This is a genomic window from Natrinema sp. H-ect4 (assembly GCF_041894845.1).
Classification (GTDB): domain Archaea; phylum Halobacteriota; class Halobacteria; order Halobacteriales; family Natrialbaceae; genus Natrinema.
On the sequence record NZ_JBHDYC010000002.1, the window covers coordinates 123,174 to 144,040 of the forward strand.

Annotated in this window: 22 protein-coding genes, 1 tRNA gene and 1 pseudogene; 11 read left to right on the forward strand and 13 right to left on the reverse strand. The window is 62.9% G+C overall.

Annotated elements, in window-relative coordinates; translation table 11 throughout:
- Positions 1 to 96: 96 nt before the first annotated feature.
- The 6 genes and pseudogenes from ACEWFR_RS03450 to ACEWFR_RS03475 all read right to left on the reverse strand — a co-directional run bounded on the left by ACEWFR_RS03450 (position 97) and on the right by ACEWFR_RS03475 (position 5,155).
- Positions 97 to 1,281: an ABC transporter substrate-binding protein gene (locus ACEWFR_RS03450; RefSeq protein ID WP_374059726.1), complete on the reverse strand. Its 1,185-nt coding sequence runs from the start codon at positions 1,279 to 1,281 to the stop codon at positions 97 to 99.
- A complete protein-coding gene (locus ACEWFR_RS03455; protein WP_374059727.1) occupies positions 1,278 to 2,444 on the reverse strand; it encodes an ABC transporter substrate-binding protein in 1,167 nt (388 codons plus the stop codon). The genes ACEWFR_RS03450 and ACEWFR_RS03455 overlap by 4 nt, the downstream gene beginning before the upstream one ends.
- A gap of 57 nt (positions 2,445 to 2,501) precedes the next feature.
- Positions 2,502 to 2,657: pseudogene (locus ACEWFR_RS03460) on the reverse strand (ABC transporter); the annotation flags it as partial.
- Positions 2,658 to 2,682: 25 nt separating this feature from the next.
- Positions 2,683 to 3,813 (reverse strand): FecCD family ABC transporter permease, encoded by a 1,131-nt coding sequence (locus ACEWFR_RS03465; RefSeq protein ID WP_374059728.1) that lies wholly within the window; start codon positions 3,811 to 3,813, stop codon positions 2,683 to 2,685.
- Positions 3,810 to 4,088, reverse strand: a complete 279-nt coding sequence (locus tag ACEWFR_RS03470) for a hypothetical protein (protein WP_374059729.1) — start codon at positions 4,086 to 4,088, stop codon at positions 3,810 to 3,812. The genes ACEWFR_RS03465 and ACEWFR_RS03470 overlap by 4 nt, the downstream gene beginning before the upstream one ends.
- A 68-nt stretch (positions 4,089 to 4,156) precedes the next feature.
- Complete coding sequence (locus tag ACEWFR_RS03475; RefSeq protein ID WP_374059730.1) at positions 4,157 to 5,155, reverse strand: HEAT repeat domain-containing protein; 999 nt, start codon at positions 5,153 to 5,155, stop codon at positions 4,157 to 4,159.
- A 303-nt stretch (positions 5,156 to 5,458) separates the two neighbouring features.
- On the opposite strand from ACEWFR_RS03475, the gene ACEWFR_RS03480 reads away from it, so the two are divergent.
- Together ACEWFR_RS03480 and ACEWFR_RS03485 are read left to right on the forward strand one after the other, a co-directional pair.
- A complete protein-coding gene (locus tag ACEWFR_RS03480) occupies positions 5,459 to 5,944 on the forward strand; it encodes an Lrp/AsnC family transcriptional regulator (protein ID WP_374059731.1) in 486 nt (161 codons plus the stop codon).
- 2 nt (positions 5,945 to 5,946) lie between these two features.
- The gene (locus ACEWFR_RS03485; RefSeq protein WP_374059732.1) at positions 5,947 to 7,104 is read left to right on the forward strand and encodes a pyridoxal phosphate-dependent aminotransferase; all 1,158 of its coding nucleotides are present in this window, start codon (positions 5,947 to 5,949) and stop codon (positions 7,102 to 7,104) included.
- A 467-nt stretch (positions 7,105 to 7,571) separates the two neighbouring features.
- On the opposite strand, the gene ACEWFR_RS03490 is transcribed toward ACEWFR_RS03485, so the two are convergent.
- On the reverse strand, positions 7,572 to 8,324 hold the full coding sequence (locus ACEWFR_RS03490) for a GNAT family N-acetyltransferase (RefSeq protein ID WP_098723902.1): 753 nt from the start codon (positions 8,322 to 8,324) through the stop codon (positions 7,572 to 7,574).
- Between the two features lie 186 nt (positions 8,325 to 8,510).
- Here ACEWFR_RS03490 and ACEWFR_RS03495 point away from each other — a divergent pair, with 186 nt between their 5' ends.
- From ACEWFR_RS03495 to ACEWFR_RS03520, 6 genes are all read left to right on the forward strand, one after another.
- Positions 8,511 to 9,596 (forward strand): succinylglutamate desuccinylase/aspartoacylase family protein, encoded by a 1,086-nt coding sequence (locus tag ACEWFR_RS03495; RefSeq protein ID WP_374059733.1) that lies wholly within the window; start codon positions 8,511 to 8,513, stop codon positions 9,594 to 9,596.
- Positions 9,597 to 9,855: 259 nt separating this feature from the next.
- A complete protein-coding gene (gene sdhC, locus ACEWFR_RS03500) occupies positions 9,856 to 10,287 on the forward strand; it encodes a succinate dehydrogenase, cytochrome b556 subunit (RefSeq protein WP_374059734.1) in 432 nt (143 codons plus the stop codon).
- Complete coding sequence (locus tag ACEWFR_RS03505) at positions 10,287 to 10,652, forward strand: succinate dehydrogenase (protein WP_098723905.1); 366 nt, start codon at positions 10,287 to 10,289, stop codon at positions 10,650 to 10,652. Before sdhC ends, ACEWFR_RS03505 begins: the two co-directional genes overlap by 1 nt.
- Position 10,653: 1 nt before the next feature.
- Positions 10,654 to 11,532, forward strand: coding sequence for a succinate dehydrogenase/fumarate reductase iron-sulfur subunit (locus tag ACEWFR_RS03510; RefSeq protein WP_374059735.1), 879 nt, complete (start codon positions 10,654 to 10,656; stop codon positions 11,530 to 11,532).
- Positions 11,533 to 11,535: 3 nt separating this feature from the next.
- Positions 11,536 to 13,374: an FAD-binding protein gene (locus ACEWFR_RS03515; RefSeq protein WP_374059736.1), complete on the forward strand. Its 1,839-nt coding sequence runs from the start codon at positions 11,536 to 11,538 to the stop codon at positions 13,372 to 13,374.
- A 102-nt stretch (positions 13,375 to 13,476) separates the two neighbouring features.
- Entirely contained in the window at positions 13,477 to 13,638 is a 162-nt protein-coding gene (locus tag ACEWFR_RS03520) for a hypothetical protein (protein WP_374059737.1), read from the forward strand.
- A 31-nt stretch (positions 13,639 to 13,669) separates the two neighbouring features.
- On the opposite strand, the gene ACEWFR_RS03525 is transcribed toward ACEWFR_RS03520, so the two are convergent.
- A complete protein-coding gene (locus ACEWFR_RS03525) occupies positions 13,670 to 13,864 on the reverse strand; it encodes a XapX domain-containing protein (RefSeq protein WP_098723908.1) in 195 nt (64 codons plus the stop codon).
- Positions 13,865 to 14,135: 271 nt separating this feature from the next.
- On the opposite strand from ACEWFR_RS03525, the gene ACEWFR_RS03530 reads away from it, so the two are divergent.
- Positions 14,136 to 14,360: a MarR family transcriptional regulator gene (locus tag ACEWFR_RS03530; protein WP_374059738.1), complete on the forward strand. Its 225-nt coding sequence runs from the start codon at positions 14,136 to 14,138 to the stop codon at positions 14,358 to 14,360.
- Between the two features lie 236 nt (positions 14,361 to 14,596).
- Here ACEWFR_RS03530 and ACEWFR_RS03535 read toward each other — a convergent pair whose 3' ends face one another.
- Both ACEWFR_RS03535 and ACEWFR_RS03540 read right to left on the reverse strand, forming a co-directional pair.
- Positions 14,597 to 15,412: an HD domain-containing protein gene (locus ACEWFR_RS03535; protein ID WP_374059739.1), complete on the reverse strand. Its 816-nt coding sequence runs from the start codon at positions 15,410 to 15,412 to the stop codon at positions 14,597 to 14,599.
- A gap of 69 nt (positions 15,413 to 15,481) precedes the next feature.
- Positions 15,482 to 15,961, reverse strand: coding sequence for a redoxin domain-containing protein (locus tag ACEWFR_RS03540; RefSeq protein WP_374059740.1), 480 nt, complete (start codon positions 15,959 to 15,961; stop codon positions 15,482 to 15,484).
- 217 nt (positions 15,962 to 16,178) lie between these two features.
- Between ACEWFR_RS03540 and ACEWFR_RS03545 the strand changes: the two genes are divergently transcribed.
- Together ACEWFR_RS03545 and ACEWFR_RS03550 are read left to right on the forward strand one after the other, a co-directional pair.
- Positions 16,179 to 16,496 (forward strand): twin-arginine translocase TatA/TatE family subunit, encoded by a 318-nt coding sequence (locus ACEWFR_RS03545; protein WP_098723912.1) that lies wholly within the window; start codon positions 16,179 to 16,181, stop codon positions 16,494 to 16,496.
- 16 nt (positions 16,497 to 16,512) lie between these two features.
- Positions 16,513 to 16,585 (forward strand) — tRNA-Arg (locus ACEWFR_RS03550).
- Between the two features lie 340 nt (positions 16,586 to 16,925).
- On the opposite strand, the gene ACEWFR_RS03555 is transcribed toward ACEWFR_RS03550, so the two are convergent.
- The 3 genes from ACEWFR_RS03555 to ACEWFR_RS03565 all read right to left on the reverse strand — a co-directional run bounded on the left by ACEWFR_RS03555 (position 16,926) and on the right by ACEWFR_RS03565 (position 20,683).
- Positions 16,926 to 18,167 carry an acyl-CoA dehydrogenase family protein gene (locus ACEWFR_RS03555; protein ID WP_374059741.1) on the reverse strand — a complete coding sequence of 414 codons (1,242 nt, stop codon included), beginning with the start codon at positions 18,165 to 18,167 and terminating at the stop codon, positions 16,926 to 16,928.
- Positions 18,168 to 18,299: 132 nt separating this feature from the next.
- On the reverse strand, positions 18,300 to 19,067 hold the full coding sequence (locus tag ACEWFR_RS03560) for an SDR family NAD(P)-dependent oxidoreductase (RefSeq protein WP_374059742.1): 768 nt from the start codon (positions 19,065 to 19,067) through the stop codon (positions 18,300 to 18,302).
- Positions 19,064 to 20,683 (reverse strand): long-chain fatty acid--CoA ligase, encoded by a 1,620-nt coding sequence (locus ACEWFR_RS03565; protein ID WP_374059743.1) that lies wholly within the window; start codon positions 20,681 to 20,683, stop codon positions 19,064 to 19,066. The genes ACEWFR_RS03560 and ACEWFR_RS03565 overlap by 4 nt, the downstream gene beginning before the upstream one ends.
- Positions 20,684 to 20,867: the final 184 nt, after the last annotated feature.

Consider the following 20,867-nt stretch of genomic DNA (forward strand, 5'->3'; position numbering starts at 1 on the left):
GTCGTTGCGATGGACGCGCCACGGCGGCAAGTCGGGGATGTCGTAGTCTGACGGGTCACGGAACGCTCCCGCGATCGCCCATTCTCGAGCGCGCATTCAGTGGTCCCCCGCGATGATGTCCGCGACCGCCTGCCGGTCGAATAGCTGTTCGTCCTCCGGAATTTCGGGGTACGGACCCTCGGCGTAGGTCGGCCACTCCCCGAATTTCGCGGGATAGAGCTGTTTGGCGGTCATCTCGAGCTGGAACAGGTTCAGAATCGGCCCCTGGTAGCGCGCCCCCTGCGCGTAGACGCGATCGTTTTGGACCGCAGAGAGTTCCCGTCCGACGGCGTGGTTCCCCAGTCCCTCCCGTATCTGCAACATATCCGTTTGCGGACTCATACCGCCCAGCGCGAAGATGACATCGGGATCCGCCTCGAGCAGCCCTTCCATGTCGATCGTGTTGTTGGCGGAGATATCGTCACCCAGGGCACCGATCGGACCGAGCGGGCGCATGTGCGCGGTCAGAAATCCGGGCGATTTCAGCGCGTAAACGTATATACTCTCGATGTCGCTCATCCCCGCCAGGACCGCGGTCGGGCGCTCCTCTTCCGGCGGGAGGTTCTCCTTGATCGTTGCCAGCAGGTCCGCGTGAATCGTCTCGAGTGCGTCGTAGCGCGATTCTTCGCGGAACACCGCTGCGACCTTCTCGAACAGCTCCCAGAGCGTGTAATACTCGTAGCGGTCGACCCACTCGGTCGGCGGTTCATTGTGTCTATCGCTGAACGTGTTCCCGAACCACGGGGAAACGGTCTCGCCGATCTCCTCGATATCCGCTGCGTCCCAGCTATCGAGGGCGTTCACGCTCGCCGGGTCGGCGAGGTGGATATCGCTGTCGAGATCGTAGAGCATCTCCTCGTCCGGATCCCAGGAGGAATACAATCCCGACCAGTCCAACGTGACGCCCGGCAGTCGTTCGATAAACTGGTTCCAGAGCCCGTCGTAGTAGTCGGATGCGTGCATCGCGTTGACGTCGTTCCCGCGTCCGAGGGCGAACGCCATGCCTGCGTGGTGGGTCAGCCGCGTGAAGATGCTCTCCGGCGGCGAGTCGAACGAAACCTCGCCCATCGGGGCCATCGTCACCGAATACGAGCCGTCCGACTCGTCGGACGAACCCGGTTCGCTCTGGCCGGCGAGGTCCGAACAGCCCGCCAGCAGTCCGCCACCGACGACCGTTCCGCCGTACTTCATGTAGTCTCGCCGCGTCGGTGCTCCAGTCGTTCCGTCGGTATTGTCGTTCATCGGTCGAACTCCCCGTTGATGATGTCCGCGACTTCCTGCCGATCGAATAGGTGGTCGTCGCCGGTCACGTCCCCGAACTCATCGGGGAACAGCTGCTTCGCCGCTCGCTCGGTCAGGAAGAGGTTGTGAATGGGTCCCTGATTGAGGTAGCCGCCGCGATACACTCGTCCGTTCTGGACTGCGGTGAGGTCGCTCCCGACGGGATGGCTCTGCATGTAGTCGAGAACGACGTCCCGGAACTCCGCGGCGGATTTTCGCTCGTGACCGCGGACGAGAATCACGTCAGGGTCGATCTCGAGGAGGTTCTCGTAGTCGAGTTCACCGCGGTTCGTGGTGCTGAGATTGTCGATGTCCGTCCCCGCCAGTGCGTCGCGGACGCCGAGGTCGCGCCACTGTTTCTTGCTCGTCCCCGCGTCGTCGAGTCGATACGGCGAGAACGTCTTCGGTTCTTCGGTCCCTTCGAACGTGAGGAAAACCTCCGGCCGGTCACCACTCGGCGGGAGCCGCTCCTGTATCGACCTGATGAACTCGGTGTGGAGTTCGCTGAACGCCTCGTAGCGTTCCTGTTGCTGGAACACCTCGGCCACCGTTTCGAAGGCCTCGTACAGCGTGTAGTAGCGATAGTCGTGCCACTCATCGGATCGTCGGAAGATCAGGTTCCCGACGAACGGCGCGACCGTCGACGCGATTTCCTCGACATCCCCCTCGTTCCAGTCGAACCAGTTGATGAGCATCTGGGGGTCGTACAGGTGAACATCGCTCTCGAGTTCGTAGAACTCCTCTTTGGTTCGAACCTCCGGATACCGCTCGATGACGTCTCGATCGACCGTCACACCGGGCAGTTCGTCGTAAACATAGGTGTAGTAGCGATCCGCGCCGCCAACGCCAGTCAACCCGTCGGCCTGTCCCAGTGCGACGGCCATATCGGCGTAGCCGCCGTCGTACGCGGCCCATCGCTCGGGCACCTGGTCGAACGAGACCGTCCCCATCGGCTCCATCGACACGGAGTACGATCCGGTTCCGGTCGTCTCGGTTCCCGCGTCCCCCTCCTGTCCGACCAGATCCGAACAGCCAGCGAGGGTAGCGCCGGTTGCGAGCGCTCCACCGTACTTCAGCGCGTCTCTGCGTGTCGGTACTTCGCGCATCGTCTCTTCCCCGTCCATGATTTTAGGCTAACCTAAAACATTAAAACTCCATCGATTTTTAGGCAGGCCTAAAAATTATCGTCGGTCACCGATCGTCCTGTGAGCGTCCCGTCCGAGATGTGTTTCGGACAGTTCACCTATTTCGCTGGCTTACACGCGCCACAGAGTAGCGTACAGACCGTTCGCTGCGAGCAACTTGTCGTGAGTACCACGCTCGACGACTCGTCCGTCGCCCGCCCATACCGGCGCGTCCCATTCAGATCTCACCCATGCTCTCTTGCTTTCGCATCAGATAGAGGAAGTACGGGCCGCCGATGAGTCCGGTGACGATGCCGACGGGAATCTGTGTGGGGCTCAACGCGAGTCGCGCGCCCACGTCGGCGGCGACCATCAACGCTGGACCGACGAACAGGCAGCCGATGATCAGTTTCTTCGAGTCGCTCCCGACCAGATTTCGAACCATATGCGGGACGATGAGGCCGACGAACCCGACGATTCCAGCGACGGCGATGCTCGCCGCCGCCGCGAGGACCGCGACCCCCGAGAGAGCGAACCGCACTTTCTCGATCGACATCCCCAACGACTTTGCCGTCTGCTCGCCCAGCAAGAGGACGTTCATCTGTCGCGAGCCGGCGATAGAGAGGAGAACGACCACGATTGTCCACGGGAGCACGAGTCGGACTTGTTCCCAGTCGGTCCCGGTAAGCGACCCAGTGGTCCAGGCGATGGCCGACTGGACGACGCCGATATCGTCCGCGAAGAAAAACAGCGCCGTCTGCAACGAGCCGAAGACCGTTCCGACGATCACGCCGGCGAGCACCAGTCGGACCGGCGAGGTGCCGTTCTTCCAGGCAATGACATAGACGATGAGAAACGCACCGGCCCCACCGAAGGCCGCGATCAGCGGAAGGAACGCCGTCAAACTCCCGAACACGACGAGGGTCAGCAAGATCATGAGCCCCGCCCCGGAGGAGACGCCAAGGATGAACGGGCTCGCGAGTTCGTTCCGGGTCACCGCCTGAAAGATGGCCCCCGAGACGGCGAGGTTCATCCCGACGAGGACCGCGACGAACACCCGCGGGAGGCGGATGTTCCAGACGATGAGGCTTTCGGTGCCCATCTCGGGCATCGCCTCGCCGAGCAAGAACGCGTCCCAGGCCTGCGGATTGAACACCACGTTCGGGTTGAAGAGTGCGAGCCACGCCTCCATGTGCGTCATCGAGTACGCACCGTAGCTCACCTGTATCAGTCCGCCGACGAACACGATGGCGAGGCTGCTGAGTACCACCGTGGCGAGTTTCGGATCGAGGAGCCACCCGAACCGCGTCTCGTTTCGTCGCGACGTCGCGGGCTCTCCCGTCGCGACGCGTGACTTCCTCCCGCTCATCGTCGGCACACACCGGTTGGTTCGATCGGGGCGGTATGCCAGGAACGGCCCGTCGTTCCGTCGAGTGATTCGCCACCGATACCGGACAGTGACGACTGTCCCGGAATCGACACGCTACTGATACTGAATAGCGACGACTGTCCCGGAATCGACACGCTACTGATACCGAATGGCGACGGCTGTCCCGGAACCGACACGCCGCCGATGACCGTCCCACCGCCCGTCACGCGTTCTCGTCGAGCCAGTACGTCGATCTCCCCCAGTTCGCCCGTCATACTGGTTTAGGTCTGCCTAAAATATAAAACCGTTCCGATTTTTAGGCCGGCCTAATTGTCGTGCCGCGTCAGCGGGGGCCACCGCACTGCGGACAGATCGGCGGTCCCGGTTCGGGGAGCGAGAGCCCACAGTAGGGACACTCGTCGCCGTCGGGAGCGGTGATCTCATCGACGATCTCGTCGGTTCGGTCACGGAGCGCCGGTATCGTCCCGATTTTCTCGAGAGCGGTATCTCCCGGCCCGTCGTCCTCATCGGTCGCATAGCGGACTCGATCGGCGAGGAACGCCGCGGCATCGTCGTCCGCGGCCGAACGCACGTCGGGTATCGACACGTCCGAATCCGACCGGGCCAGCAGGCCCAGCGCCTCGACCGCCCGCCCCCGAACGTAGGGACTCTCGTCGTCCAATCGGTCGCACAGTGCAGCGGTGCTCTCGGACAACGTGTCGGGATACGCACAGCCGACCGCGACCAGCGCGGTACAGAGGTGATAGCGAACGAGTTCGTTCGAATCGGTGAGATGGCTGGCCAGGTCCGAAACGTGATGTCGGAGTCGGTCCTGGTCGCCCAGCGCCACGTACTCGAGCGCTTTCGCCAACTTCTCTCTTACCTCGGGCTCGTCGAACGACAATCCGATTCGCAGGTCCGCTACCACCTCGGGTGAAGCGACCACCTCCGGGTGATCCCGCGCGACGTAGCCAAGCGCCTCCGCCGAACGAGCGCGCACGTAGTAGAACTCGTCGTCGTCGGCCAACCGGTCAGCGAGAGATGAGACGACTGACTCGACCGCATCAGGTTCGGCCTCGGCGACGACGACGAACAGCTTCGCGGTCGTCAACCGAATCGAGCGCTCCTCGTCAGTGAGAAAGAGCGACAGCGTCGTCAGGACGGGCTCGAGCGCAGCCGGTTGCCGTTCGGCGAACTGTCGGAGGGTACGAAGCGTCGCTTTCCGCATCCCCGCGTCGCTCTCTGTGAGTCGTTCGACCCATGTCACGAGCCACTCTCGCGGTTCCTCCTCGAAGCGCGCCTCGAGTTGATCGATCGACGGCGGCTGTCTCGAATCGTCCATAGGTACCTCGAACCGTATCGGGACGTTCCAGTGTACTAGTAATAAAGTCCACCATCGAAGCCGGACGTCTGCGCTCCCACGGCGATCAGCAGCGGACCGGAATCGAAGACGGGACGGGCGAAGGGAGCCCCCGCGACGACGAACGTCGCGTGATTTCGAATTCGAGTGCCACTGAACGGGGTCACGCGGGAAGACGCCGCATCACGGAGCCGATCCCAACTGGAGTCGGCGCACTTCGGACCCGCCGCGGTCCGTCGGCCGAACAACGTTAGAACTTTACTCGCGCTCCCGCTTCCAAGCGGTATGAGCGAACGCGAGGTGCTCGAGTTGCTTCGTGAGAACGCGCGCTACTCCACGGCGGATATCGCGCGAATGACCGACCTCGAGGAGCACGAGGTCGAGGCAGCCATCGAGGAACTCGAGGCAGCGGGCCTCGTCCGGGGCTACCAGGCGGTCGTCGACTGGGACAAACTGGAAGACGAGCGGGTCCGCGCGGAAGTCGAGTTGAACGTCACGCTCGACCGCGAGACGGGATACGACGACATCGCGGAGCGCCTCGCACGATTCCCGCAGGTCAAGGCCCTGCGGCTGATCAGCGGCGACTACGACTTCGATATGGAAGTCGAGGGCGACTCGATCCGCGAGGTCTCGCAGTTCATCAGCGAAAAGGTCGCCCCAGTCCCCGAGATAACCCAGACGGTCACCCACTACGTGATGACATCCTACAAGGAGAACGGGATCGAACTCGGCGACGGAGAGGGCGACGACCGCCTCTCCTTTTCACCCTGATCATGACGTTCGAACTGTCAGACCGGGTGCAGACGGTCCCGCCATCGGGCATTCGGCGCTTCTTCGAGATCGCAGAGGAACGCGACGAGGTCATCTCACTTGGTGTCGGCGAACCCGACTTCGCGGCGCCGTGGGCGGCCCGTGACGCTGCGATCACGTCTCTCGAGCAGGGAAAGACCTCCTATACGGCCAACCGCGGCAAGCGCGAACTCCGTGACGCGATCGCGGACTACGTCGCCGACCGCTTCGATCTGGGGTACGACCCCGACGAGGAGATCATCGTCACCGCTGGGGCGAGCGAGGCGGTTGATCTTGCCTTCCGGGCGTTCGTCAATCCCGGCGACACGGTCGCGATCGCCCAGCCGTCGTACATCTCGTATGAACCCGGCGTCATCTTCGCCGGCGGCGAGGTGCTTCCCGTCCCGACGAGGGAGGAAGACGATTTCCGGCTAACGGTCGAAGGCCTCGAGCGAGCCGGCGCGGCCGACGCGGATATGCTCGTCCTCTGTTACCCGAACAACCCGACGGGCGCGATCATGCCCGCCGAGGACCTCGAGCCGATCGCCGACTTCGCCCGCGAGAACGATCTGACGGTCCTCTCCGACGAGATTTACGCCGAGTTGACCTACGACGGCGAGCACACCTCGATCGCGAGCTTCGAGGGAATGCGCGAGCGAACCATCGTCTTCAACGGCTTCTCGAAAGCCCACGCGATGACTGGGCTCCGATTGGGGTATGCGCTGGGACCAGCCGACGCCATCGGCGCGATGAACAAGATCCACCAGTACACGATGCTGTCGGCCCCCACGACGGCCCAGTACGCCGCGATCGAGGCCCTGGACTCCTGTGCGAACGACGTCCGGGAGATGGTCGACCAGTACGACCGCCGGCGGCAGTTCGTCCTCTCGCGCTTTCGCGAGATCGGGATGGACGTCTTCGAGGCCAAGGGCGCGTTCTACTGCTTCCCCGAGGTTCCCGAGGGGTTCACCGCGGAGGAGTTCGCCGAGGCCGTCCTGCGTGAACAGGGCGTCGCCGTCGTCCCCGGCGATGTCTTCGGCGGGAGCGGTGAGGGCCACCTTCGGGTCTCCTACGCGACCGGGCTCGAGGATCTCCGACGGGCACTCAACCGGATCGAAGCGTTCGTCGACGAACACGCCTGAGTCGAGGTAGGGGCGTAGGGGCGGCTCGAGGGATGGCCTCGAGCGCTGGATCGGTTTGAATCGAGTTGCTGACTTCTCACAGTACGTCTGCTCAAGAGAGTCCGTTTACTGAGCAGGGTATTCGGTGGTGATTTACTGAGCAGGGTATTCGGTAGTGAGTTCAATGAAAGAAGTGTCCTGCTATCGTGGCAACACGGAATCGCCACGCCCTCCCCAACCGATTCGCTCGTTCACTTCGTTCTCTCGCTCATCCCTCGCGCAGTGGTATCGACCGACCTCACTTTCGTTCGGCCTGTCGACAGCGCGCGCCACCGCACGCCGGATGGTCGGTCTGGAGTGAGACATGCCGTTCAACAGAGCCAGGGGTGTAGCCAATCGTCAAAGGGGAAGTCGTCAGAGAGGAGAACAGGGACGAGTACGGAAGGGGTCGGAGACGAAAGGGGTCGGAGACGGAAGGGCCGACTCTACTAGAGGTACGACGCGTCCCACCGGGTCGCCTTGCGCCGGTTGCCACAGTTGTTGCACTCGATCCGACCCATCGCGTCCATTGCGTTGTCGATCGAGTCGCAGTTCCCGCAAAACCAGGCGTAGCGGTCGTGGCGATCCTCGCTCTTGTAGGTCGTGTAGAACGGCGCCCTCGTTCCGCGAGCGGCCTCCCCGTAGCTCACGTAGACCGTCTCGCCGTCGGTGGTGACCTCGTCGATCGCCCCCCACTCGTCGTCGCCCTCGAGGTTCGCCTCGACGTAGACGTTTTCCGTGAAGGTTTCGTCGCCGATCTCGACCTCGCGCTGGCCGGCCTGCTCGAAGCCGTGAGATCGGTAGAACTCGTTACCACCCTCGTTGTCCGCGAGAACGAAGCACTGAATTCCGTCCGCTCCTTCCTCGAGTAACGCTTCGCGAGTGCGGACCAGCAATCGAACGCCGGTCGCGTCGCCGCGGTGGTCGGGATGAATGTGCAACCAGAGCAAGTGGCCGGTGTTCGCCTGCTGGCCGACCAGTTCGCTCTGTGAGAAGCCAGCGATCTCGCCGTCACGCTCGATGATCAGAAAGAGCGAGCGGTCGTCGTCGAGCTCGTCGTCGAGCGAGTCGCCGTACCACTGGTCGATCGCCTCGTCGATGGTCTCTTCCTCGAGAAATGCCGTATACGTGGAGTTGAGCGAGTCGTGTGCGATCGAGCGAATCGCTGCAGCGTCCGAGTCAGTTGCTTCACGAATTTCCATGGCTGTCTGTAGCACAGCCAGATACAAAACGTATGCCCACAGTCCCAGGTTCTGCCTGACCGAGTCGGCGGGAAACCGTTTTTTCTCCGGAAAACAAAATCTGGAGCCGCTCGAGGAGGTATACCGCAAACTGGTCAGCAATACTGAAGGGAGAACATTCACGGTGGTGCCGCCGGAGCACGTCATATGAGCGACGACGCAACAACGAGCGAGCCACCCGACCGAGCGGACGAATCCGAGACGATGGCCGAGGCCTTTACCTACAACGGCGGCCGGGTCGATCCCGGTGAATCGGCGAACATTCGCTATGGCATCAGCGAGACGTATCTCGGCGATCCCGTTAGGATCCCCGTCACGGTGATCAACGGCGAACATCCCGGGCCGACGGTCTTTCTCTCGGCGGCGGCCCACGGGGACGAACTCAACGGGATCGAGGTCGTTCGCGAGGTTGCCCACGACTGGGACCACTCCGTGCTCCACGGGACGCTGGTCTGCCTGCCGGTGATGAACGTTCCCGGCTTCCTCGCACAGGAGCGGTATCTGCCGATCTACGACCGGGACCTGAACCGGTCGTTTCCCGGACGCGAGGGATCGACGAGTGCGAGACGGATGGCCCACCAGATCTACACGAACTTTATCGAACCGTGTGACCTCGGAGTCGACTTCCATACCTCCACTCGAGGGCGAACGAATATGCTTCACGTCCGGGCGAACATGGAGCGCTCCGACGTCGACAGACTCGCCATGGCGTTCAGTTCGAACGTCATCATCGCCGGCGAGGGTCCGTCGGGGACGCTGCGCCGCGAGGCGACCGAAGCCGACATCCCGACGATTACCGTCGAAATGGGCGAGGCCCACCGATTCCAGCGGCGGCTGATCGATCGCGCGCTCACCGGCGTCGCGAGCGTCCTCGCCGAGTTCGGCCTGCATCGGGAATCCTCCGTTCACTGGCCCGGCTGGCGGACGATCATCGACGACGACAACGAGAAAACCTGGCTCCGCGCGGACGCCGGCGGTATCGTCGACATGAAACGCGGTCGGGGCGCGCTCGTCGAGGAAGGCGAGGTGATCTGTACGATCACGAACCCGTTCAAAGAGGAAGAAGACATCGTCACGGTCGAGGCCCCCTTCACCGGCCTCATCGTCGGCGTCCTCGAGAATCCGGTCGTCTACCCGGGGAACCCGCTCTGTCATCTGGTCGGCCTCTCACCGGACACGCTCACGGCCCTCGAGCGCGAGCGGACGACGGAGAGTTCGCGATCGGATCTCTGAGACAGATCTCTGGACCGGTTTGTCGTCGAAACGCCAACCGTCCTGTGGGTGCGCCGAAACTGATGGACAGCAGTCTGTTTGGTGGGGACTTTTCGACTGTCGCCAGGAAGTCGGACATCCGAGGGGGCGCGCCCGAACTGATTTCTCTTTTGTGGAAAAATCGCCTTTGATTCTGGCGATAGTACTGCGCACTAATAGTCGGATGGAAGAGATAAAAGTAACTTCTATACCCCCGCGGTCTAACGCATCACATGAGCGTATGAGTCAGTCTTACAATCGCGGTCTCATCGAGGACTTCGGTCGCTGGAAGGAGTTCTCGGCCGGCATGTGGGCGTGGATCTTCCACAAGTTCACCGGATGGGTACTAATCGGCTACCTGTTCACCCATATCGCCGTGTTGAGTACCTCTATCGGTGGCGCACAGGGCGAAACGACGATGGTCGACGGAGAAGCGGTTAACGTGTACACCGCGACGCTACAGGGGCTCGAGGGCCTGTTTCTCGTCCGCCTGCTCGAGATCGGCCTGCTCGCGGTGGCCGTCTTCCACATTCTGAACGGCCTCCGCCTGCTGATGGTCGATCTCGGTGTCGGACTCGAGGCACAGGACAAGAGTTTCTACGCCTCGCTGGTACTGACGGGTGCGATCACCGTCGCCAGCGTCCCCACGTTCCTCACGGGGGTGTCGATCTAATGGCAGAGCGCTACTCTTCCTTTACGCCCGGCGGCACCGGCTGGTTCCTCCAGCGCGTCACCGCCGCGTTCCTCGTCGTCGTTCTCGCCTTCCACTTCTTCCTCCTGCACTTCGTCAACCACGCGTACGAGGTAACCTTCTTGGGTACCGAAGCCCGAATGCAAAACATCGGTTACTTCCTCACGATGGTGCTGTTCCTGATCACCGCCGCGTTCCACGGCGTCAACGGTGTCTACAACGCGCTGGTCAACCAGGGCCTCGAGGGGACCCAGAAGAAGGTCGTGCTGGCGGTGCTGGTCATCGCCGGCGTCGCGCTCGTCGCGCAGGGAATCTACGTCGCACTCGCAATGAGAGGGATGATCTAATATGAGCACGCAACAGGCCGAACCCGAGAGCCAGGAAGCACCGGAAGACCCGGAGATGAAAGGCGCGGAGTCGCCCCAGGAGCGGCGACTCGACGACAAAGACGACGGGATGGTCGACGAACACGCCGAAAAGAAGGCCGAACTCGAAGGGGAGACGGTCCTCATCAAGGTGTTCCGCTACGACCCCGAAGTCGAGGGGAAGCAGGAACCCCGATTCGACGACTTCCACGTCCCCTTCGAGAAGGGGATGACCGTCCTCGACGCGGTCATGTACGCCCGTGACGAGTACGATTCGTCGCTGACGTTCCGACACTCCTGTCGGCAGGCCGTCTGTGGCTCCGACGCCTTCTTCGTCAACGGGAGGCAGCGACTGGGCTGTAAGACCCAGATCTCCGACCTCGAGCAGCCGGTTCGCATCGAGCCCCTGCCTCACCAGGAGGTCGTCAAGGATCTGGTCGTCGACATGGACCACTTCTACGACCAGATGCACACGGTCGAGCCGTACTTTCAGGACGAAGACACGCCCGCGACCGACGACCTCGAAGAGCAGCGCCAGAGCCCCGAAAACCGTGAGAAGATCAAAATGTCCTCGCGGTGTATCTGGTGTGGTGCGTGCATGTCCTCGTGTAACATTGCGGCCGGCGACAACGAGTACCTGGGCCCCGCGGCGATCAACAAGGCCTACAAATTCGCGATGGACGACCGCGAGGGCGAGGAGATCAAAGAGCACCGACTCCGCATTCTCGAGCAGGAACACGGCGTCTGGCGGTGCCAGACCCAGTTCTCCTGTACCGAGGTGTGTCCGAAAGACATCCCGCTCACCGAGCACATTCAGGAGCTCAAGCGGGAGGCAGTCAAGAAGAACCTGAAATTCTGGTAATCCATGTACGAACACGACGTTATCGTGGTCGGCGCAGGCGGCGCTGGCCTCCGAGCCGCGATCGCAGCACACGAAGCGGGAGCCGACGTGGCAATGGTCTCGAAGCTCCACCCCGTCCGCAGCCACACCGGCGCGGCGGAGGGCGGAATCAACGCCGCGCTCCAGGAGGGCGACGACTGGGAACTCCACGCCTACGACACGATGAAGGGGTCGGACTACCTGGCAGACGCCCCGGCGGTCGAGGCCCTCGCGCAGAACTCTCCCGAAGAGACGATCAATTTAGAGCACTGGGGAATGCCGTTCTCCCGCGAGGACGACGGCCGGGTCTCCCAGCGACCGTTCGGCGGGCTCTCGTATCCGCGGACCACCTACGCCGGTGCCGAGACGGGACATCACCTGCTGCACACGATGTACGAGCAGGTCGTCAAGCGAGGCATTCAGGTCTACGACGAGTGGTACGTGATGGACCTCGCGACGACGGATGAACCGGATCCGAACGACCGCGAGTGTCACGGCGTCGTCGCCTACGACGTCCAGTCCGGGAAAATCGAGGGCTTCAAGGCCAACAACGGCGTCGTCCTCGCGACCGGCGGTCCCGGACAGGCGTTCGATCACACCACCAACGCCGTCTCCTGTACCGGCGACGGCCACGCGATGGCCTATCGCGCCGGCGCACCGCTCGAGGACATGGAGTTCATCCAGTTCCACCCGACCTCGCTGCCCTCCACGGGCGTCCTCATCTCCGAGGGTGTCCGCGGTGAAGGTGGCATCCTCTACAACAGCGAAGGCGAGCGGTTCATGTTCGAGCACGGCTACGCGAACAACTCCGGCGAGCTCGCCTCGCGGGACGTTGTCGCCCGCGCCGAACTGACCGAGGTTAACGAGGGCCGCGGCGTCGACGACGAGTACGTCCACCTCGATATGCGTCACCTCGGCGAGGAACGGATCATGGACCGCCTCGAGAACATTCTGCACCTCGCGGAGGACTTCGAGGGAGTCGACGGCCTCGTCGAGCCGATGCCGGTCAAGCCCGGCCAGCACTACGCGATGGGCGGCATCGAGGTCGACGAGAACGGAGAGAGCTGCGTCAACGGCCTCTATGCCGCCGGCGAGTGCGCCTGTGTCTCCGTCCACGGAGGGAACCGGCTCGGCGGTAACGCCCTGCCGGAACTGATCGTCTTCGGCAAGCGCGCCGGTCGCCACGCCGCCGGCGACGACCTCGGCGAGCCCGAGATCCGGACCGGCTACGGCGACGATGTGGAGGACGAAACCGACACCGAACTCCCGGTCGCCCCCGGCGAAGCGGGACTCGATACGAGCGGAAGCGTCGCCGCAGACGGGGGCGTCACCGCCGACGCCGAGGGCATCCTCGAGCGGACCGTCGAAACGGCCCGCGAACACGTCGATCACCTGATGGAGAAAGACGACGGCGTCCAGCACGCCGAGATCCGCGCGAAGCTCCAGAAAGCGATGACCGACTACGTCAACGTCTTCCGCACTGAAGAGGGCGTCAAGAAGGCGCTAAAGGCCATCCGCGAGTGCCGTCAGGAATACCAAGATGTCTACGTGGACGATCCGTCGCGGACGTTCAACACCGACCTCCAGCAGACCATCGAGACGCGCAACCTGATCGACGTCGCCGAGACGATCGCGCTCGGCGCGCTCGTTCGAAACGAGTTCCGCGGCGCTCACTGGCGACAGGAGAACCAGATCCGCGACGACGAGAACTGGCTCAAACACACGCTCATCTCGTGGGACGATGGCAAACCCTCGATCTTCTACCGACCGGTCATCCTCGAGGGCGAGAACAAGACCTACGAGCCCAAAGAGCGCAGTTACTGACCGCGGCGTCGCTTCCGTTTTCTCGTTCCGTTTTTTCGGCGTGCGATCCGGCCGTCATCTCGAGTAGAATCGTTTATACCCATCCCGGCTATTGGGGAATCTATGGGTACCGTTTTGCTGCTCGGCATCGTCGCGTCTCTCCTCAGCGACTCCGTCCTGGCCGGTCCGCTGCTGTTTGTGGCGATAGTGTTCGCGCCTGCGGCGCTCCTGCTGGTGCTGTGGGTTCTCATGCGGCTTTTCTTCAGCACCGGGTCGGCGGCCTGAGCGCGGCCGACTCTCGTCGCTCGATCGGTCGCTACAACCCCAGCGTCTCGAGAAGGTCGATGCCGACATCGGCGTATTCGATAACTTTGTATCCGAGGTAGATTCCGACGATGCCCATGATACCGGGGAGCTCCGGTGGGGCGGGGATCGGGATATTAAAGAATCGAAACACTGCCCCGGTCAACAGTCCGGTCAGCAGCGCGAGGACGGTGAGTTGCGTCGACATTGGGTCCCTCATATCGCCGACCGTAAGTTATACTGTCGGACGGCAGCCAGCGAAACGCCCGTCGCCGTCCCGCTACCGGTCGTCATCGCTCCCCGATCACGACAATCGCCTATACCCGAGAACGGCCGCTCGAGCGGTCGGCTCGTAGTATCGCCGCAGGTTCGACGGGTGACGTCCACGGTATCGACAATGGTAGCTGGCGTCTCGTCGCCGGATTTTCGACAATCGTTGTAGGCAGAGTTTATTATCGTCGAAAGAGAGACGTGGAAGTATGACGCAGCCAGCGACGACTGACCTCGCCGTCTCGGTACCGACCGATCTCGATTCCGCTCGAGCGAAACTCGTCTACCTGTATCTCGCCGCGAGCGGTGGCGCGACCGCCGAAGACCTCTGTGACGACCTCGCGGTCACGAAAGGGACGGTCCTCTCGATTACCGGAACGCTTCGGGATCGCGGGTATCTCGAGCGAGCGGACGGACGATTCGAACTCGCCTAAGTAACGAACTGACTGTTTCGTATGGCCGGGAGCGAGTTCCGAGCGTTGCGAGGAACTCGTGACCCGGGGGAGGGGAGGCCGTTACAGTCACCCACCGCGAGCGAGGCCGAAGGCCGAGCGAGCGGCCGACGACTGACTCGGAGCGAGTGTAACGAGCGGAGAGGAAGGAGGAGTGCTTTTGGTCCAGCTTTTGCCGAGGGCTGGCGGAGCCAGCCCGCAGGGCAAAAGGTGGGTCTTTAGAGTTCGATCCGCTCGACCAACTGCTCGTGATTCTCGTTCGTGTTGAGCGCGACGATTCGAATCTCCTCTTCGAGGCCGGAGTCTTTGAGTTTGGCCTTGAGCAGGTTGTCGACCTGGTAGACGCCGGCGGCGTTGGTCATCTCGATCTCGACCATGACGGGCGTGGTGTCGCCGGGCTGGAGCGAGACGCGCTTGATCGCCTGACTCGAGAGGGTGTTGATACCGCGGCCGCCGTACTCGTAAGGAATCCGGGAGCGGCCGCTTTCCATGTCGAGGGCATCGGCGACGCGAATGACGCCCGCTTCGGTGGTCAACGGCGTTTCCGCGGTGTGGTGACAGAGGATCGCGTGGAGAATCTCGCCTTTCATCCGGACGGTGTCGCCGACGTCGTAGAACTCGGGGAGGATTCGCTCGAGGATGTCCGCGGCCAGCGGGATCGAGTAGTAGGCGTGGCTGTCGCGGTGGACGACGTGGCCGACGTCGTGAAGCGTCGCGGCGAGCGCAACGATAACCGATTCGTCCGCCTCGTCGAGTCCCTGCTGTCTCGCGCCGTTGAACTCGACACCGCCCGCTTTGAGCAAGTCGTACAGGCACAGTGCTCGGTTGCGGACGATCTCGATGTGTTTCCCCCCGTGATCGTTGTACTGCATCCGGTCGACCGCGTTGACGTTCTGGGCCTCGAGGTACGCGGCAATCTCCTCGTCGTCGAGGATGTACTCGAGAACGGCGTTCAGTTTCTCGTCGGGAAAGTTGTGATCGCTGTCGGGAAAGTAGACGCGGCGGGAATCCTCGTTGGCGGGAGAATCGCTCATAGCTGTACGTCGGTTGCAGGCTAAAAAAGCCCTGCGACGGTCGCGGATCGAACGATTCTCGAGGCGGCGTTAGGACAGGTTCTCGACGGCGGCTTCGACCTCGTCGTAGTCGGGTTCGACGCCGGGGTCGTCACTGACCCACGAGTAAGCGATTTCGCCGTTGGCGTCGACGACGAACACCGAGCGCTTGGCCACGCCGTAGACGCCCAGATCGGCGAAGTCCATCGGGAGTTCGTAGTCGTCGATAATCTCCTTGTTGTAGTCGCTGATGAGACCGAACTCGAGACCGTTCTGCTCGCGGAACTCGTTGAGCGTGAACGGCGAATCCCGGCTGACGCCGTAGACGGTGGCGTCGAGGTCGTTGAACGCGGCCAGGCGGTCCTGGAACGTACACATCTCGGTCGTACAGACGCCGGTGAACGCGCCGGGGAAGAAGGCGAGGACGATCGGCGCCTCGTCCTCGAGGCGCTCGGAGAGCGTGAACTCCTCGATGTCGTCGTTTGCGAGCGGTGCGGTGAAGTCGGGTGCAGCATCGCCGGTCGTTACCATCGTTCGACAATACCGTACAAGCGGGAAAGACAGTTTCGTTCGCGGAACGGTTGGAGATTGCGATAGCGGTGTGAAACGAACCGGCGCGTTTCTCCCGTTCAATGTGAGGAACGATCATTCTCGACGAATCTCGTCCTCACACGGACTGTTGCGGTGTCTTGTTTACCTAAGCGGTCCAAAAAGGTTATAATTGCCAGCGGGTAAGCCACGCATAGAGATGGTAGCCGAAATTGCACCGCTGTTCATCCCCGGCGGCATGGGACCTCCGGAACTCGCAATCATCCTCATCATCGCGGTCTTGCTCTTCGGGGCGAACAAGATCCCGAAGCTGGCACGGTCGACCGGTGAGGCGATGGGTGAGTTCCAGAAGGGGCGCGAGAAAGTTGAAACGGAACTCGAAGAAATGCGTGACGGTAGCGGGAACGTCGACGAGGCAGACCGTAACGACGACGAGTTCGTTGACACGGAGCCCGTCACCTCCGAAGAGGAGACGACCACCGACGCTGAAACCGAAGCGGAAACGGAAACCAACTAACGTTTTTTTCACGCCGGGGCGTGTGGCCTAGCGGAGAGGGCAGGAGGTTCCTAACCTTCTGATCGTGGGTTCGAATCCCGCCACGCCCGTGCAACGAGCCACGGAGTGGCGAGTGAACCGGCATGGCGGGATTCGAATTAGAGAAGACGCAGCGCGAGCGAAGCGAGCGACCGTCTTCGCGTGGTTCGAATCCCGCCACGCCCGTTGTACAATTAGTCTCGAGGCCCAATGCGATCCAAGTAGCGACGCAGGTGGCAGTCACGAACGACTATGACGCCCACTCGAGGAGTTGACGCCGATGCAGTCTCGCCCCCAGTTCAGCCGTCGGCCACGTACTGCCGTCCTAGACGATCGTTCCAAGTGAACGACAGGCATTCGGAGTGGACGACCGAAACTGCAAACGGAGAACCGCCGGTCGCAAGCGAGTCGTCAGTGCTCCGTCCGTCGCTCTCGATTCGGATCGCCAAAGCGAGTCAGTGGCTCGAGTTCCTCCTCGGGAACGTCCTCGAAGGCAGCCCGAGCGATGACGCGACGGTGGACCTCGTCTGCGCCGTCGACGATACGGAACTGTCGGACCGATTCGTAGAAGTCCGACAGCGGAAGGTCCTTCCCGATCCCGTTTGCACCACAACACTGGACGGCCAGATCGACTGCGTCCTGGGTGGCGTTTGCGGTGAACACTTTGCACATCGAGACGGGGATACGGGCCTCGTCGCCGGCCGCGATCCGGTCGGCGGCGTCGCGGATTCCGGTTCGGGCCATGTGGAGTTTGGCCTCGGCGTCGGCGATTCGGTGGCGAAGCGACTGCTTGTCCGAGAGCGTGGAATCGAACCCTTCGCGTTCGCTCGTGTAGGCCTTCGCGATGTCGAGGGCGCGCTGGGCCATGCCGGAAAAACGCATACAGTGGGTCAGTCGGGCCGGGCCGAGGCGTTCCTGGGCATGAACGAACCCCTGATTCAGCTCGCCGAGCAGGTGTTCTTCGGGCACGCGAACGTTCTCGTAGCGGATTTCGGCGTGGGAAACCCCGTGACCGCCGCCGCCCATGTGGGGTACGTCGCGGATCACGTCGACGCCGTCGGCGTCCGCCGGCACGAGAAAGAGCGAACAGCCTTCGTAGGGGTGAGCATCCGGATCGGTCCGCGCGAGGACGATCAGGACGTCGGCCTCGACGCCCTGTGTCGTCCACCACTTGTGGCCGTCGATGACCCACTCGTCGCCATCCCTTTCAGCCGTCGTCCGAATCATCTTCGGATCCGATCCCGCACCCTGCATCGGCTCAGTCATCGAGAAGCCGGACTTGATGTCGCCCGCGACCAGCGGCTCGAGGTAGGTTTCTTTCTGTAAGTCGTCGCCGACCAGTTCGAGGAGGTGCATGTTCCCCTCGTCGGGGGCGTCGACACGCATCGCGACCTGGCCGAGGAGGCTGCGGCCCGCTTCCTCGAACGCGGGCAACGAATCGCGGAAGCTCAGTCCCATGCCGCCGTACTCCTCGGGGATCTGTGGGGCGTAGATGTCGTACTCGCGAGCGGCCTCGCGTAGTTCCGCGACGGTACCGCTCGAGACGGACATCCCGCCGGCCCGCTCGCGTTCGATCGGAAGGACAACCTCTTCCATCAAATCGTTGGCACGCTCGGCGACCTCGCGTGCTCGATCACTGTCATTGTATCGCATACTGGAGGTAGCCCGGGTCGAAAGCTAAGCGTTCGGAGAACTACCAGGTGGTCACAACTACCCCCGTGATTTTTAGTGGAAAACGAGATCGGCCGAACGTAATCGGTTCGAACGCGCAGAAGAGCGGATCCTCTATCGCGACGTCCAGCCGCCGTCGGCCGCGAGCACGGAGCCGGTAACGTAGCTTGCAGCCTCGCTCGCGAGGAAGACGACGGGACCGGCGATTTCCTCGGGTTCGGCGAACCGATCCAGTGGCGTCCGGTCGAGGATCGACTGGCGCAGCCGATCGTTTTCCTCGAGTTCCGTGGTGAGTTCCGTCGAGACGTAGCCGGGCGCGACGGCGTTGACCCTGACGTCGGGAGCCCAATCCAGCGACATGCTCTTCGTGAGCCCGACGAGCCCGTGTTTCGAGGCCACGTAGGGATGCTGGCGCGGCAGTCCGACCAGTCCGCCAACGCTCGCGACGTTGATCACGGAACCGCCGTCGCTCTCGAGGAGGTGATCCGCCGCCGCGTGGGAGACCTCGTAGGCGCCGTTCAAGTTGACGTCCAGCACGCGGTCGAGGCTCTCGGTGTCGACGTCTTCTGGCCGGCCGAGCGCATCGTCCGGATTGAAGCCGGCGTTGTTGACGACGATATCGACGCCGCCGAACTCGGCGGCGGCTCGGTCGATGACGGTTCGGACGGCATCGGGATCGGTCACGTCCGCGGGGACGGCGACCGCGTCACCGCCCGCGTCTTCGATTGCCGCCGCGACGGCGTCGATCTCGTCCGCCGAGCGGGCGCTCGGGACCACCGCAGCCCCTGCGTTCGCCAGTTCGACGGCGATGGCGCGGCCGATGCCGCGTCCGCCGCCCGTTACCACTGCGACCCGCCCGTCGAGATCGAATAACTCGCTCATCGGTCCTCCGTTTCGGCGTCGCCTACGTCAAGCTTTTCGCGCAGTCCCTGCTTGTCGAACTTTCCTGTCGCCGTCTTGGGAATTCGCTCGAGGGCGCGGATCTCGTCGGGGAGCCACCAGTCGGGCTGCTCGAGCGTTTCCCGCAAGTGCTCTTGGAGTTCGTCCTCGTCGGGATCCGCACCCTCGGCAGTGACGACGGTTGCGAGCGGTCGCTCCTGCCATTTCTCGTGGGGCACGCCGACCACTGCCGCCTCGACGACATCCGGATTGGCCATCAGCGCGTTCTCGAGCGCGATCGAGGAGATCCACTCGCCGCCGCTCTTGATGACGTCCTTCGCGCGGTCGACGACCTCGATATAGCCGTCCTCGTCGACGGAGACGATATCGCCCGTTTTCAGCCAACTGTCCGCAAAGTCCTCCTCGTTGGCCTGCGGGCGGTTGTAGTATTCCGTGATGACCGTCGGCCCGCGGACCCACAGTTCGCCGGCCGACTCACCGTCCCACGGGACTTCCTCGCCCGCGTCGTTGACGACGCGCATCTCGAGGCCGGGCGAAAGCAGTCCCTGTTTTCGACGCTTCTCGTACTTGCGGCTCGGGTCCCAGTCGGCCATTCGAGATTTCGGTCTCGAGACCGAGCCGATGCTCATCGTCTCGGTCATCCCCCAGGCGTGTTCGACGGTGACGTCGAACTCCTCGTCGTAGCGGCGCATCATCTCCTCCGGCGCGGCGCTGCCCCCGACGACGATCCGCTCGAGACTCGAGAGGTCGCCGCCGTGTTCGTCGATGTACTCGAGGAGATTGATCCAGACCGTGGGAACGCCGGCGGTCATGGTGACACCCTCGCGCTCGATCAACTCGAGCAGGTCCACTGCGCTCGGTGACGGACCGGGATAGACCTGCGTCGCCCCGGCCATCGTCGCGGCGTAGGGGAACTCCCAGGAGTTGACGTGGAACATCGGCACGACGGGCATGACCACGTCGCCTTCCTCGATGCCGAGGCCGGCAGGGGTCATCACCATCATGGCGTGGGCGTAGATCATCTTGTGGGTGTACTCGACGCCCTTCGGCCGACCGGTCGTTCCCGAAGTGTAACACATCCCCGCGGGGTAGTCCTCCTCGAGGTCGGAGAGGTCGCCCTCGTCGACCGGGTCGTACTCCGCGATAAGATCCTCGTAGGCGACGGCGTCGATGTCGGTGTCGGGCACTGCCTCGCCCATCACGACGACTTCGTCGACCGCCAACTCGTCCCACAGCCGCTCGATCGTCTCGAACGGCTCGCCCGGATCGACGAACAGGACGTCGTCGTCGGCGTCCTCGACGATGTACGTGATATCGTCGTCGCCGAGTTGCACGTTGATCGTGTGCAACTGCGCGCCCGACAGCGGCGCGGCGTAGTAGGCCTCGAGGTGCCGGTGGTGGTTCCAGCCGAACGTCCCGATTCGATCCCCGTGGCCGACGCCGCGGTCGGCGAGCGCCGCGAGCAGCGATCGGACGCGCTCGCCGAACTCGCCGTAGGAACTCTCGACGATGCCGTCATGCGTCCGCGAGACGAGTCGCGTCTCCGGGAAGAGGTGGGTCGGCCGCCAGAAGAACGGTCGGAGCGTCAGTCCCGTCATCGACGATCACCACTGCCAGCGACGGTCGAATAGTCCGCCCGCTACCATCGAGGGAGTCGAACGTGTCTCGAACAGATCGGTGTGGTTCCAACGGTTACTGATGGCTCCCTTACGCATACTGGTTGGCATTGACAATCACGTTGAAAACAGGGAAAAGAGCGAATATAAGCGTGATGTATCTCTT

Coding starts and splice junctions, on each gene's coding strand:
- ACEWFR_RS03465 (WP_374059728.1), bottom strand. CDS start 3,813: ATGAGCGGGAGGAAGTCACGCGTCGCGACGGGAGAGCCCGCGACGTCG.
- ACEWFR_RS03450 (WP_374059726.1), bottom strand. CDS start 1,281: ATGAACGACAATACCGACGGAACGACTGGAGCACCGACGCGGCGAGAC.
- ACEWFR_RS03505 (WP_098723905.1), top strand. CDS start 10,287: ATGGCAGAGCGCTACTCTTCCTTTACGCCCGGCGGCACCGGCTGGTTC.
- ACEWFR_RS03540 (WP_374059740.1), bottom strand. CDS start 15,961: ATGGTAACGACCGGCGATGCTGCACCCGACTTCACCGCACCGCTCGCA.
- ACEWFR_RS03495 (WP_374059733.1), top strand. CDS start 8,511: ATGAGCGACGACGCAACAACGAGCGAGCCACCCGACCGAGCGGACGAA.
- ACEWFR_RS03560 (WP_374059742.1), bottom strand. CDS start 19,067: ATGAGCGAGTTATTCGATCTCGACGGGCGGGTCGCAGTGGTAACGGGC.
- ACEWFR_RS03455 (WP_374059727.1), bottom strand. CDS start 2,444: ATGGACGGGGAAGAGACGATGCGCGAAGTACCGACACGCAGAGACGCG.
- ACEWFR_RS03565 (WP_374059743.1), bottom strand. CDS start 20,683: ATGACGGGACTGACGCTCCGACCGTTCTTCTGGCGGCCGACCCACCTC.
- sdhC (WP_374059734.1), top strand. CDS start 9,856: ATGAGTCAGTCTTACAATCGCGGTCTCATCGAGGACTTCGGTCGCTGG.
- ACEWFR_RS03510 (WP_374059735.1), top strand. CDS start 10,654: ATGAGCACGCAACAGGCCGAACCCGAGAGCCAGGAAGCACCGGAAGAC.
- ACEWFR_RS03480 (WP_374059731.1), top strand. CDS start 5,459: ATGAGCGAACGCGAGGTGCTCGAGTTGCTTCGTGAGAACGCGCGCTAC.
- ACEWFR_RS03555 (WP_374059741.1), bottom strand. CDS start 18,167: ATGCGATACAATGACAGTGATCGAGCACGCGAGGTCGCCGAGCGTGCC.
- ACEWFR_RS03520 (WP_374059737.1), top strand. CDS start 13,477: ATGGGTACCGTTTTGCTGCTCGGCATCGTCGCGTCTCTCCTCAGCGAC.
- ACEWFR_RS03530 (WP_374059738.1), top strand. CDS start 14,136: ATGACGCAGCCAGCGACGACTGACCTCGCCGTCTCGGTACCGACCGAT.
- ACEWFR_RS03545 (WP_098723912.1), top strand. CDS start 16,179: ATGGTAGCCGAAATTGCACCGCTGTTCATCCCCGGCGGCATGGGACCT.
- ACEWFR_RS03490 (WP_098723902.1), bottom strand. CDS start 8,324: ATGGAAATTCGTGAAGCAACTGACTCGGACGCTGCAGCGATTCGCTCG.
- ACEWFR_RS03525 (WP_098723908.1), bottom strand. CDS start 13,864: ATGTCGACGCAACTCACCGTCCTCGCGCTGCTGACCGGACTGTTGACC.
- ACEWFR_RS03470 (WP_374059729.1), bottom strand. CDS start 4,088: ATGACGGGCGAACTGGGGGAGATCGACGTACTGGCTCGACGAGAACGC.
- ACEWFR_RS03475 (WP_374059730.1), bottom strand. CDS start 5,155: ATGGACGATTCGAGACAGCCGCCGTCGATCGATCAACTCGAGGCGCGC.
- ACEWFR_RS03535 (WP_374059739.1), bottom strand. CDS start 15,412: ATGAGCGATTCTCCCGCCAACGAGGATTCCCGCCGCGTCTACTTTCCC.
- ACEWFR_RS03485 (WP_374059732.1), top strand. CDS start 5,947: ATGACGTTCGAACTGTCAGACCGGGTGCAGACGGTCCCGCCATCGGGC.
- ACEWFR_RS03515 (WP_374059736.1), top strand. CDS start 11,536: ATGTACGAACACGACGTTATCGTGGTCGGCGCAGGCGGCGCTGGCCTC.